Below are 13055 nucleotides of genomic sequence, written 5' to 3' on the forward strand. Positions count from 1 at the left end.
CTAAGAGTCAAAATACTCGGTTTGGTTTTGATATTCATAAACACATCATTTTTGTACGTTATTCAAACGTATCCCGAAAGGGATAAAAAACAAATGAGAAATTCCCTATTTAATATCGTACACGCTGATGGAGTTCGGTTGGGTCTCACTTTCGTTTAGGGTGTAGAGCTTCTTGCCATCCTGACTTACGGCAAAACTTTTTGCCGGAATTGGTAGTACGAGATGCTTGACGGGATTTCCCTCCCAGTCGAATACGAGGATATGTGTCTGTTCCAACTCTTCCTCTTCACTCTTCCTCTCTTCCAATGCATAACCCAGATAGATATACTCTTTAGTCGATGCGATGTCCCAGTTATACCATTGGTATAATTTTCCCATGGCTTCAGCTGCTTCATTGGGCGTTTTTTTTTCATTAAAATAGAAGATTTTTAGTAACCCTTTGTCTATGCTAATAAGATCAAATCGGCGCAAGTTCTCATAAGAGACAAAAGCAACTCCTTTTTGTGGATTAAAGGTGGAAAGACTTTGGGATATATATATAGCATTGGGTTTGTATAGTTCAGCTAGCTTTATCGGATTCGAGCGTAGGTCTTTTTCTAACAACTGCTTTTCTGGCTGTATTTCATAATAAGAGAAATAGCCACTTTCTAATATATATGCTAACTGCTTTCCAGAATTAGAGACAAACAAATTCCAAATACGTTTGCCAGATTTCCTGTATGAACTTTGACTTTTGGCTACAGTGTTACCAGCCTGTAGGCTTTCGGTGATATTGATTTCCCTCAAGAGTGACTTGTCCGATTCCAGAATTAAGACATTATCTGTTGAATAGCTATATTCGCATTCAGTTGGATCGAAATACTCTTCAGGCCCTTCCCCCAATGGACAGATCGAAAGTATCTCCTGAAAATCCGATTTTCGTATCAATTTAAAGGCGTATGTCTGTTTAGTTGTGATTCTCGATAAAAGGTAATCTCCACAATCTGTCAAACCATAGAGGGGAACTTCATTTGTAATGCTGGCAACCTTATCTCCTGTAAGAGCAATAGGAGAACCAAAATCTTTTATTGCTAATATTTCATTGTAGGTATGATCTTGATTTTTACATGCAGATACAGCCAGGAAAAGTAAAGATATGGATATTAGTGTATTTTTTTTATTCATTATTTTTTTGATTTGATGTCTGTTCCATTCTAGTGAGAGTGGCAATTTAAAACCAAACGCTAAAATGGAACAGACAAAACAGGCAAACTATAGATATAATTCTTAATTATGATTCTAATTCAGTAGTGGGCGCAGGATCAACTCCAGGTATCTGGCAACTTCCTTCTTTTACATTTATTCCTTTTGCATTTCTGATTACTTTACAAGAACCACATTCTATAATGGTTTTACCTCCTGATTCATGTTTGTAATAACAACATGTCTTTTCTATAGGATCAACTCCAAAGGCCTGTGCATTAGCTGATTGCGCACTCTCTTGTTTCATTCCCTGGAAGGCGAATAGACCTACCCCTGCGATTGCAATGATTGCAATCCTAATACCTTTTGCTTTCATTTTTCTTGTTTTTTATGATTAATACTAATAACCTTTCCACTTAGTGATACCACTAAAGGAGAGGATGAAATATTCCCATGTATAGCAACAGTTCTAAAGAGGTCCCCTTCTTCTTCTGCAACCAAACGTATATGTAAACGAGCTGAGTCGCCGGATTCAACCAATCCTTTAGATATCCAAGTCGCAGTACAGTCACATGAAACTATTATTTTCTCTATCTTGAATGAATGCTCTCCTCTATTGTAGAGGAATACATCACTTTCGATAGTGTCACCTTTAGTCAGTTGTCCATACCAGATATCTTTGGTAGACAGATGAATATTGGTAATTGGAAGCCTCTCTTCTTTGTCGATTTTTTTTCTTGCAAAGGTTCCTAATTCATTTTTGTATAACTTTTCAATCTCGTGGTTATATACAGGATTTCCTATGATTTTTACTTTATTGCTTGAATCCAATAGGAATGTATGAGCTTCCTTTTGTTTCGGGAAGCGGTTCAATGTATTGGTTTTGTCACATTCGTCTATGCAAACGGGATAATAGAATCGCTCATTTTGTAAGATTGTCTTTAGTTTCTGCTTGTCATTAGGAAAGAGAATAAAAAGGTACTCTATCTGATTAGGAGCAATCTCTTCAAGCTCTTTCATCAGTCGCATCCATCCCTTCAGTTGTAGTTCACACCCGGTGCACCCGGTAGAATCGCCATAGACAAGAATTCTATATGGTTTCTGTCTGTAATCGAAAGGAACAGTATCAGTAGCAAAGCGAGTGAAAACCAACGAGTCGGGAATAATAATTTCCCTATCAAACCAATAGGCGACTAGGTCCTCAGCATTTTTACTTGCTTTTCCCTGACAGGAAAAAAGGCTAAAAAGAGTATGAAGGATAAGAATGCTCAATTTGATTTTAGTGCTCATAAATCCATCGTTTCTGCATGTCGATTCCAATTTGCCGGAAAGGTATAAAAAAGATATAAATAAGCAAAGCTCTGTTTAGATATCATACACGCTGATGGAGTTCGGTTGGGTCTCACTTTCGTTTAGGGTGTAGAGCTTCTTGCCATCTTGACTTACGGCAAAACTTTTTGCCGGAATGGGGAGTACGAAATGCTTAACGGGATTGCCCTCCCAGTCGAATACGAGGATATGAGTGGAATTATCCTCTTCATAAGACTGTACATCCATATAATAACCTACATATACATGCTCTGCACTATAAGCTATACTCCAAGTGTATCGAGTGTTTCGTTCTTTGAGTATTTCAGCAGCTTGATCCGGAGATACTTTTCGTTCAAAAAAGATTTTTTTTCGACAGCCATTCTTGATGTCGATCAGATCGAACCGTGGAATTGCAGAGTAAGCCGCAAAAAACACGCCTTTTTTCTCATCAAATGCCTGTAAACTCTGAGCTACATATAGCTCTTGACTCTTGTTTTTCTCTAAGAGATTTATTTTGGGTGAGCAAAGATCCGTATCCATCAATTGCTTTTCAGGAGATACTCGGTAAAAAGCAAAGTTAAGTCCTTCAAATACATAGGCCAATTGGTCTCCGGACGCTGCTGTAAACAATCGATGTATTCGTTTTCCCGTTTTTACAAAAGACACCCAGCTGTCAACCACTGTCGAGTCCGTTTCGACGCTTTTATTGATGTCTATTGTTGATAACAAAGATTTGTCCGGATCAAATATCGACAGGGTTTTATTCTCATAGCTGTAAAAACTGAGCATTGGGTCAAGATATTCTTCCGGACCTTCTCCTATCGGGCAAAGAAGCGTTGCAACACGGAGATCGGATTTCCGAATTACAATATAAGCATGGTTATCGACTTCATCGTGCGAAACTAAAAAATCTCCACAATCAATTATCCAAAAAGGATCTTGAGCCGAAGCCATCCTCTCTGTCTTAGAAGGCAGCAGGATTTCGGCAGGGCCGAAATCTCCTGCAGTAACAATTACCTCTTGACTGCTATGAGCTGAATACTTACACGCAGAGAACGCACATGTGACCAAGATTGACACAATCAAAACAAATAATCTTTTCATTACTCTTTATAACTATTATGCTTTCACCCATCATAAAGAACAAATGGGCAAATTCTTATTTAATGTCATACGCACTGATGGAGTTCAGCTCGGTTTCGCTTTCATTTAGGGTGTAGAGCTTTTTGCCGTCTTGGCTTAGGGTAAAACTCCTTGCCGGAATTGGAAGTACGAGATGCTTAACGGGATTGCCCTCCCAGTCGAATACAAGGATATGTGTCTGTTCCAACTCTTCCTCCTCGCTCTTCCTCTCTTCCAATGCATAGCCCAGGTAGATATGTTCTTTGGTGGATGCGATCCCCCAAGGATACCACTGATACATTTCGCTCATTTCTTCAGCGGTTTGATTGGCCGATTTCTTCTCATTGAAGTAGAGCGTATTCAATAAGCCCTTCTCTACGCTGACAAGATCGAACCGACGCATATTGGCATAAGAGACGAAAGCAACTCCTTTTTCGGGATTAAAGGCCGAAAGACTCTGCGTGATGTATGGGGTATTCGGCTTGAGTGATTCGGCAAGCTCTATCGGAGCCGAGCGCAGGTGCTCTTCTTTTATTGGCTCTCCCGGCTGTATCTCGTAATAAGAAAAAGAGCCATCGTTTATTGTACAAGCCAACTGTCTGCCCGAATTAGCGACATATAAACTCCACAAACGTCTGCCTGATTTTGCGTACGAACGCTCTCCTTTGACTACGGTGCTACCTGTGTGTACACTTTCATCGATATTGATTTCTCTCAAAAGAGATTTATCGGACTCCAGAACGAACAGATTACCGGTGGAATAGTCGTACTTGCAAATTTCTAATCCAAGATATTCTTCCGGCCCTTCTCCAAGAGGACAGATGGAATCCTGCACCTGAAAATCCGATTTGCGTATCAGCTTAATGGCATGTGTTTCGCCGGATGTATAGGCTAACAGGTATTCATCACAATCTGTTAGCCCATAGAGACGTCGGTCATTGGCAACGTTGTCGCTTTGGATAGGGACAAGCTCCACGGGAGAGCCGAAATCTTGCACGGTGAGGACTTCTTTGGGTTTGTCACTCTGACGGCCACAAGCCGAAATGGATAAAAAGGCTGTAAAGACAAGTAGCAAAGTGAATACGGCTGATGGTGTTTTCTCTTTCATCGTTATATGAGGTTTGGAAAATAGATTAACCCTTGATCGTGCTTTGCTAAAGAAACGTGCGAGAGGTCATGTATCGTATATATCGATCGAGAAATGTAAGGTGTTATGAGAGGAGACAGATCATAGAAAACATGGAATCTCCATAATCTTAATATAATTGATCAGAATAAGGGAAAAATATTATGTTTGTACCGAACATCTATATGACTATCAAACAATGAGTTGGGGAAATCCCGACAGTGTTCATCATAGTATGCAGGTAAGGTTTAACATTATTCATTCATCATTAACAACGAAAAGATTATGAAGAAGATCGTTTTGTTTTCTGCTGCAATGGCAATGCTTGTAGCATGCGGCAACCAAACTACGCAGACCAAATCCGACACTCCTACCGCCGCCGTAGAGGAACGGATCAGCGAGGTGCTCACGCAAGACATTCAGCAAGGACTGACTCCCGAAGCTGTTCTTGCAAGCCTGCAAGAGGGCAATGCCCGGTACGTGGCCAACAAACAGCTCCCTCGTGACCTCAACGCTCAAGCCGTGGCCGGTCTCGAAGGGCAATTCCCTGAAGCCATTATCCTCTCCTGTATCGACAGCCGTGTGCCGGTGGAATACATTTTCGACAAGGGGATCGGAGACCTGTTCGTCGGTCGTGTGGCAGGCAATATCGTGGACGACCACATGCTCGGCAGTTTGGAGTATGCTTGCGAGGTATCGGGTTCTAAAGTGCTGCTCGTGCTGGGGCATCAGGACTGTGGTGCCATCAAGTCTGCTATCAAAGGAGTCGAGATGGGCAACATTACTTCTCTGATGGAGGAGATCAAGCCCTCTGTCGAAGCTACTCAGTACACGGGTGAGCGCACCTATGCCAACAAGGAGTTCGCCGATGCAGTGGTCAAGGAAAATGTGATCCAAACCATGGACGAAATCCGTCGGGATAGTCCGATCCTCAAGAAACTGGAAGATGAGGGTAAGATCAAGATCTGCGGAGCCATCTACGAAATGTCCACCGGTAAAGTACACTTCCTCTAAAACCGGCATAGGTTCCCTCCGATAAGAGGAATATAATCGCATAAGGATGTAGAATCCCTCTCATCCCAATGCAAGCGGATAAGGCACCCGCCGAAGTTCACAATCGAACTCAGGCGGGTGCCTCTTTTATATCGACTGTCAATGTTTTATAGCACACGTCAGTCGAGTATGGCTCCGCAAAACGTGGCGCGAGATTTTTTTCGTTTTGGCGCGAGAATTTTTTTGTTCTCGAGCCAAAACGAAATTTTTTACGCGCGTGTTTTCAGGATTTCCGGAACCACTTTCTTCTGATTTGCCGTTCGTCTTTTATCGTATTTGGAGAAAATTCATATCCTTTCGATCTCATCGGAAAAGCAAAACGGGAAAAACCGAAAAAAAGAATTACTTCGATCGATCGCATTTTCATGCTCTGATGGACAAAAACAACTTGCATGAAGAAAGTATCCTTTTGCGACATTTTGTTTGCCGTAGAGCGGACAAGCAGGAATAAGTCTCGGAGTGCTATCCTTTTGATGTTGAAATGCGATTCGCGAAGAGGCTTTTGCCGCATTCTTTTCTCTCCTGGACAGGCATGAAATCCAAATATTTTGGGACGGAATGTCTTGTGAATGAAAAAAATATCAGAACTTTGTGGCCGTTGCGATTGGTCTTTATCACCTGAAAATTATTTGATAGGGCTTGTCGCATTCTGGTAAAATCCACCTTATCAAACTCAGTATGCTATGACGGAAAAAACTACCGTAAAAACGCTGAAAGATGTTGTAGTCCGATTCTGCGGCGACTCCGGAGATGGGATGCAGCTGACCGGAACGATATTCTCCGACCTTTCGGCGGTGTTTGGCAACACCATTTCCACTTTCCCAGACTATCCGGCAGAAATTCGTGCTCCACAAGGGACATTGGGAGGAGTGTCCGGATTCCAAGTGCACATCGGGACCGATCAGGTACGTACTCCCGGCGATTTGGCTGACGTTCTCGTAGCCATGAACCCTGCCGCTCTCAAAGTCAATCGGACACACGTAAGACGGGACTCTATTATTATCATCGACATCGACTCTTTCAAGGCATCTGATTTAGAGAAAGCAGAAATCGCCTCTGAAGACTTCATGACCGAGCTGGGGCTTACGACACAAGAGCTCTTCACCGTACCCATTTCATCCATGGTGAAGAAGTCTACCGCAGAATTCGGTCTCGATGCGAAAGCAGCCCTCCGCTGCAAGAATATGTTTGCACTCGGTCTCGTATGTTGGTTGTTCGACCGTCCTACACAGCATGCCAAAGACTATCTGAATAGAAAATTCGGCAAGAAAGAAGCTATCCTCAATGCCAATATCAAGGCTCTTGCAGATGGTTTCAACTATGGACATAATACCCATGCTACGGCTACGATCTATCGAATCGAAGGTCGCAAACAAACACCCGGGGTATATATGGATATCAGCGGAAACAAAGCCACAGCTTATGGTCTGGTTGCCGCTGCCGAACATGCCAATCTCAACCTCTTCCTCGGCAGTTACCCCATCACTCCGGCTACAGACATCCTGCACGAGCTGGCCAAATTGAAATCTTTGGGTGTAAAAACGGTTCAGGCCGAAGACGAAATCGCCGGTATCTGTACGGCTATCGGTGCATCCTTTGCCGGCAATCTGGCAGTAACCAACACTTCCGGCCCCGGTTTGGCTCTGAAGAGCGAAGCCCTCGGTCTGGCAGTAATGGCCGAGCTTCCTCTCGTATTGGTGGACGTTCAGCGTGGTGGCCCTTCGACCGGTTTGCCGACCAAGAGCGAACAGACCGACTTGTTGCAAGCCTTGTTCGGACGTAATGGAGAAAGCCCCATCCCTGTCATAGCTGCCACGACGCCGTCAGACTGCTTCGACGCTGCTTTCTGGGCATGTAAGATAGCTTTGGAGCATATGACGCCGGTTATCCTGCTGACAGATGCTTTCATCGCTAACGGCTCCTCTGCATGGAGAATCCCCGATCCCCAATCATATCCCGACATCCATCCTCCCTATGTGGATCAGTATAAGGGCGAAGCCAAGTGGAGACCCTACTTCAGAAATGAAGAGACGCACGTCCGCTATTGGGCTATCCCCGGACAGGAAGGCTTCCAGCACCGTCTGGGCGGTTTGGAGAAAGACTATGTGACCGGTGCCATCAGCACCAATCCGGATAATCACGCCAAGATGGTCGCTACGCGTGAAGCTAAGGTTCAAGCTATTGCCCAGGATATTCCTGACTTGGAAGTACACGGCGATAAGGACGATGCCGAGCTGTTAATCATCGGTTGGGGCGGTACCTATGGCCACCTCTATGAGACAATGGAGCGTATGCGCAAAGCCGGCAAGAAGGTGGCTTTGGCTCACTTCCGCTTTATCAATCCGCTTCCCAAGAATACGGCAGAAGTACTGCAACGCTATCCGAAGGCAGTGGTTGCCGAGCAGAATTTGGGACAGTTTGCTCTCTATCTGCGAGGCGAAGTCCCCGGATTCCACCCGCTGCAGTTCAACCGTGTGACTGGCCAGCCGCTTGTTATGAGTGAGATGGTAGAAGTATTCACGCAAATGATGGAGGAGAAATGATTATGTCAGAAACGACTAAGTGCCCCATGTACGAGGCAAAAGACTATAAGAGCGATCAGTATGTGCGTTGGTGCCCGGGTTGCGGTGACCACGCTGTGGTAGTAACCCTCCAGAAGGCAATGGCCGAAATAGGGATTCCTCCCCATCAGACGGCTGTAATATCCGGTATCGGATGTTCTTCGCGTTTGCCATACTATATGAACACCTATGGCTTCCACACCATTCACGGTCGTGGTGCAGCCATCGCTACCGGTGTGAAGACGGCCAATCCGGAGCTTTCCGTATGGCTCGCATCCGGAGACGGTGACAGCTTGGCTATCGGTGGTAACCACTTCATCCATGCCGTGCGCAGGAATATCGACATCAATGCGGTTCTTTTCAATAACCGTATCTATGGTCTGACCAAAGGACAATACTCTCCTACCTCAGCTCGCGGATTCGTATCCAAGAGTTCACCCTACGGTACGGTAGAAGATCCGTTCATCCCTGCAGAATTGATCCTCGGTGCTCGCGGCAATTTCTTCGCCCGTGCCATCGATGTGGACATGAAGACCCTGCAGGACTGCTTCGTAGCCTCAGCTCGTCATAGAGGTTTTGCCGCCACGGAAGTATTGGTAAACTGCGTGATCTTCAATGACGGTACGCATAAGAACCGCTCACACAAAGACCTGCGCGCCGATCGCACCATCACGTTGCGTCACGGTGAGAAGATGATCTTCGGAGCGAACCGTGATAAGGGAATCGTTCTGGAAGGACTGAAACTTCGTGCCGTTACGATAGGCGAAGACGGTTACACCCTTGATGATGTATTGGTGCACGACAAGCATGAGCAAGACGTAACGCTGCACCATCTCCTCGCGATGATGGGTTACACGGATGAGAGCATGCCTATTGCTCTCGGAGTCATCCGCGACGTGGAAGCTCCCTGCTACGACAGGGCAGTGGAAGCTCAGATCGAAGAGATCCGGCAGAAGAACCCTATACGCAAGCTCCACGAACTCCTTCTTAAAGGAGACGTTTGGGAGATCAAATAAAGCGGTTTAGACGATTAGTACCCAAACGGGTAGGATTCGACAGAAGCCTTTCGGGGAGGATGTCGTTTCCTACCCGTTTCTTTTTCATGGAACGGGTGTAGACCGGTTATTCGACAGGAGTCGGAGATTGATCGAGTATAAAAGCAGGGAGCCATGCCGCGATCTTTCGGCATGGCTCCCTGTCAGTCAGATTATTTGTATCTGAAATACTTCCTATACGAGAGAGGAGGGTCAGTCTTTGGCTGCCATACAGTCCTCGGAGGTTTCGAGATTTCGAATGCGCCAATCCTGCGGATATAGATTGTTGGCACGAGTACCGAGATTCTTCAGAAAGCCGAGCGGACGTCTGCGGAATGTGGCGAGGACGAAGCCGAGCGGCAGATCAGGCATAGTGGTCACAGACTGACGGGCCAAGTAGGTGAGAGCTTCATCCCGCGAAAACTCCATATCGAAGAATGAGTGGTCGTCCATTTCCGTGGACAAAGCCAAGGCCGGAGCCGGCACGAGATCTTTCCCCTTTTGCATCCCCACTGTGATTCCTGCTGTGTGCAGCCTGATACCATTTGCCTTGAGGCATTCGACCATTTCGAGCACATTGGGAGTAAGGGCATGTACATACTCGTCTCCCATCCACTGCCATTCGTATTTTTCGGGAGCATGTACGAAGCATTTGATGCCATGAGGGATATGCCTTTCCACATTTTTCTTTCCCTTGCTCTTGGGCTGCTTATGCCTTACGGGTTCTCCCTCCGGTTTGCGAACGAGGCAGAAGAAAAAGCCTTCACCCACAACTTTGTGAGGGAAGAAACGGTATGCCGGGGCCTCTCCTTTGAGCTGAGAAGCGATCTGCCATTCGGAGGGAACGTCCAAAGCCACAGGCTCCGCTCCGAAAGTATCGATGAGGAAAGTCAGATTGTCTTCATTCTCAAGTGTATTGAAGGTGCAGGTGCTGTATGCCAAGAGACCTCCGGGCTGCAACATTTCCCATGCAGCAGAGAGGATACGCTGCTGACGGCGAGCACAAAGCTCCACATTTTGCAGGCTCCACTCGGATCGAGCACCTTCGTCCTTGCGAAACATACCCTCACCCGAGCAGGGAGCATCGACCAGGATGAAGTCGAAAGTCTCTCCCACAGATTTCAACTTATCGGGATCCGCCTCGGTGACAATACCGGCCGGATAGCCCCACTTGATCATATTCTCAGCCAGAATATTGGCGCGATGGTGAATCACTTCATTGCTGACCAATACGCTGCCCTCCGGCAATATATTGGTCAGGAGCGTGCTCTTTCCACCCGGGGAGGCACAGAGATCCAAAGCCCTGACAGGTGACTCGCCGAGCAGAGGTTCCAACTGCCACAAAAACATGGAAGAGGCTTCCTGTACATAGTAGCCTCCGGCATGGAAGACCGGATCATTGGTGAAGGAAGGCCTCTCAGCCAGATACGTACCGAGGGGACACCAAGGCACAGGCTTATTGGTGGGCAGATCCATGACAGTGGCACCGATGCCCAGTTTATTAGGATTGCGACGTACGCTTACAGGTGCAGGACTGTCGAGTGCTGCAAAAAATGCTTCGGCTTCACTCCCTAACAGTGGGCGCATAGCAGAGACAAAATCTTGAGGTAGTGGTGTCATCTATTATTTATAGAGTAAGAAGATGGTTGGAATTTTATGTAGTGCAGGTTTCCCTTTCTTCCATTCCGAGAGGGTACGAGTACGAATCAGTTCGTCGGGACAGGAAATATGGGAGGCAATGCATAGTTTGGTCGTCGGTCGGCAGTGGCGAATCAGTTCGTCCACCAGTTTGTCGTTTCGGTAAGGCGTTTCGATGAAGATCTGTGTCTCGTGATATTTGTAGATTCGCGTCTCCATCTCTTTGAAAGCAGCCAAACGCTCATTTTCTCCGATGGGCAGGTAGCCTTTGAAAGCGAAGCTCTGACCATTGAAGCCGGAAGCCATCAGTCCCATCAGGATCGAACTCGGCCCCACAAGTGGCTCCACCCTCAATCCCTTGCGCTGTGCGATGGCTACCACATCTGCGCCTGGATCTGCTATCGCGGGACAACCCGCTTCCGATATGACGCCCATGCTCTCGCCGGCAGCCATAGGGCGAAGATAAGAGCTGACCTCCTCCGGGGAAGTATGCTTGTTGAGTTCGTAGAAGGTGAGCGAATCTATGTCGATAGACCGGTCTGCCGTTTTCAGGAAACGGCGAGCCGAACGGATATTTTCGACGATGAAATGGCGTAGACTACGGACAATAGTCCTGTTGTATTCGGGCAGAACGCGAGTGTGATCCGTTTCGCCCAGCGGCACGGGGATAAGATATAGAACGGGGTTGTTTTCCATCATGATCGGGGACGGGGTACGAGGTTGATCTTTTCTATTCGTGATGATTCTTGAGCTGCTCGGCAAGCAGTACCGTCTGCCTCAGGTAAGGCATTTCGCTCCGGAGATAAGGACCGAAAGTCAGACCCGAAAGCTGCTCTTCGATCTGATCCACCGGCCACCATTTGCCTACTCGCGGATCCTTGTCGCACAAGATCATATTCGGTTCGGACATATGAGCCAAATAGAGATAGACGAGCCGGTCTTTTCCGTTTTCATTGTGGATATATCGCAGCAGAAAGTGCGGTCTCAGACGATTCACACCGCAGAATCGTTCGTCTATAAGACTTTGTGCCAATTCCTTATGATGCTTATCCGTGGTCAGCCACGAGAAGAAAGGAGTATCATAGCAGTCGCCCGTACAAAGATCGCATTTGCAGTAATGGCTCAAATAGATCATCCCGTCGGAAATGGCTATCAAACGTACTACGGGAAGTAAGCCGGCAGCAGGATCAGCCAGTGCCTCTGTCTCGGATCGGGCTATACGGCCGATGGATTCGCCCTGCGTATCGGTGATCGGTATCCATTCCTCGCGGCGCATCTCCCTGCGCACCCATTCGAGACGAATCACCTCATATACATAGAGCAGGAAGAGCGAAACACCGGGCAGATACAGCAAGACATGTGCAATCCTCTCCCCCCTGAAGTAGAGCAAAAGTCCCATCAGAAAAAGGAAAAAGAGCGATATGCGCAGGATGCTCCCCGTAATGCGTCCATACTCCAGCATGACCAGACGTTTGTGCGGACAGTCTGTATAGTTCGCCTCTTTAGGACCGCTTCCGCGAAGCAGTCTGACCGCGGCCGAAACCAGAAGTATGGCCGTCAGAATCGAGCCAATACCAATGAGCGGAGAAGCCTCCGGCAGCCATATGGTGGGCAACAAGAGAAGCAGTACAGCCAAAGAAGTCAATATGGCCGGCTGACGGTACTTGCTTTTTCGACGGAAAAAGAGCACCCCACCGATGATTACAAAGAGAGCAATGGCAGCCGTCCATGCCACCATCATCCCCGCACTCGGCAGTAACAGGAGCAACAAGACGACCGGCAGAAATCCGCCCATCGGATTAGACCCTAAGAAGGGTGCTATATCCGGATACTTCTTTGTAGTCAAAATTAGGATTCGATTTTTTCGTTTATGAGTATAACAGCCACAGCCCCGTTTAGTTGTGATCCAAGTAGCTACAGCCACAAAATCGACAGTCGGGCAGCGACACTCCATGCAACGGCTACAGGGAAACAGTACAAGAGAAATCACGATCCTTTGCCCTGACGTATAGTGAAAAAAGGGACACA

Annotated in this window: 13 protein-coding genes; 4 read left to right on the plus strand and 9 right to left on the minus strand. The window is 46.7% G+C overall.

Annotation, left to right across the window (positions count from 1 at the left end; genetic code table 11):
• Positions 1-105: 105 nt before the first annotated feature.
• The 5 genes from HQ49_RS03030 to HQ49_RS03050 form a co-directional block, all read right to left on the minus strand.
• Positions 106-1164 (minus strand): BF3164 family lipoprotein, encoded by a 1059-nt coding sequence (locus HQ49_RS03030; protein ID WP_039418405.1) that lies wholly within the window; start codon positions 1162-1164, stop codon positions 106-108.
• Between the two features lie 106 nt (positions 1165-1270).
• Positions 1271-1558, minus strand: a complete 288-nt coding sequence (locus HQ49_RS03035) for a hypothetical protein (RefSeq protein ID WP_039418363.1) — start codon at positions 1556-1558, stop codon at positions 1271-1273.
• Positions 1555-2472, minus strand: coding sequence for a DUF1573 domain-containing protein (locus tag HQ49_RS03040; protein ID WP_039429771.1), 918 nt, complete (start codon positions 2470-2472; stop codon positions 1555-1557). Before HQ49_RS03040 ends, HQ49_RS03035 begins: the two co-directional genes overlap by 4 nt.
• Positions 2473-2547: 75 nt before the next feature.
• Positions 2548-3597: a BF3164 family lipoprotein gene (locus HQ49_RS03045; RefSeq protein ID WP_039418365.1), complete on the minus strand. Its 1050-nt coding sequence runs from the start codon at positions 3595-3597 to the stop codon at positions 2548-2550.
• Positions 3598-3652: 55 nt separating this feature from the next.
• Complete coding sequence (locus HQ49_RS03050; protein WP_039418367.1) at positions 3653-4723, minus strand: BF3164 family lipoprotein; 1071 nt, start codon at positions 4721-4723, stop codon at positions 3653-3655.
• Between the two features lie 303 nt (positions 4724-5026).
• Between HQ49_RS03050 and HQ49_RS03055 the strand changes: the two genes are divergently transcribed.
• On the plus strand, positions 5027-5755 hold the full coding sequence (locus HQ49_RS03055) for a carbonic anhydrase family protein (protein ID WP_039418369.1): 729 nt from the start codon (positions 5027-5029) through the stop codon (positions 5753-5755).
• A gap of 138 nt (positions 5756-5893) precedes the next feature.
• Here HQ49_RS03055 and HQ49_RS12560 read toward each other — a convergent pair whose 3' ends face one another.
• Positions 5894-5992 (minus strand): DUF1661 domain-containing protein, encoded by a 99-nt coding sequence (locus HQ49_RS12560; protein WP_152569128.1) that lies wholly within the window; start codon positions 5990-5992, stop codon positions 5894-5896.
• Between HQ49_RS12560 and HQ49_RS12020 the strand changes: the two genes are divergently transcribed.
• The 3 genes from HQ49_RS12020 to HQ49_RS03070 all read left to right on the plus strand — a co-directional run bounded on the left by HQ49_RS12020 (position 5961) and on the right by HQ49_RS03070 (position 9371).
• A complete protein-coding gene (locus HQ49_RS12020) occupies positions 5961-6245 on the plus strand; it encodes a DUF1661 domain-containing protein (RefSeq protein ID WP_235290044.1) in 285 nt (94 codons plus the stop codon). The genes HQ49_RS12560 and HQ49_RS12020 overlap by 32 nt on opposite strands.
• Before the next feature lie 232 nt (positions 6246-6477).
• Positions 6478-8337, plus strand: coding sequence for a 2-oxoacid:acceptor oxidoreductase subunit alpha (locus HQ49_RS03065; protein WP_018965938.1), 1860 nt, complete (start codon positions 6478-6480; stop codon positions 8335-8337).
• 26 nt (positions 8338-8363) lie between these two features.
• Positions 8364-9371 carry a 2-oxoacid:ferredoxin oxidoreductase subunit beta gene (locus HQ49_RS03070; protein WP_080745534.1) on the plus strand — a complete coding sequence of 336 codons (1008 nt, stop codon included), beginning with the start codon at positions 8364-8366 and terminating at the stop codon, positions 9369-9371.
• A gap of 231 nt (positions 9372-9602) precedes the next feature.
• On the opposite strand, the gene HQ49_RS03075 is transcribed toward HQ49_RS03070, so the two are convergent.
• Genes HQ49_RS03075 through HQ49_RS03085 form a run of 3 tightly spaced genes read right to left on the minus strand, consistent with a single transcriptional unit; the run spans position 9603 to position 12873 of the window.
• The gene (locus HQ49_RS03075) at positions 9603-11009 is read right to left on the minus strand and encodes a methyltransferase RsmF C-terminal domain-like protein (protein WP_039418374.1); all 1407 of its coding nucleotides are present in this window, start codon (positions 11007-11009) and stop codon (positions 9603-9605) included.
• A 3-nt stretch (positions 11010-11012) separates the two neighbouring features.
• Positions 11013-11726, minus strand: coding sequence for an SAM-dependent methyltransferase (locus tag HQ49_RS03080; RefSeq protein WP_018965935.1), 714 nt, complete (start codon positions 11724-11726; stop codon positions 11013-11015).
• Positions 11727-11757: 31 nt separating this feature from the next.
• Positions 11758-12873, minus strand: coding sequence for a hypothetical protein (locus tag HQ49_RS03085; RefSeq protein ID WP_026292354.1), 1116 nt, complete (start codon positions 12871-12873; stop codon positions 11758-11760).
• Between the last annotated feature and the right edge of the window lie 182 nt (positions 12874-13055).

This window comes from Porphyromonas gulae (assembly GCF_000765945.1).
In the GTDB taxonomy this organism is placed as follows: Bacteria; Bacteroidota; Bacteroidia; order Bacteroidales; family Porphyromonadaceae; genus Porphyromonas; species Porphyromonas gulae.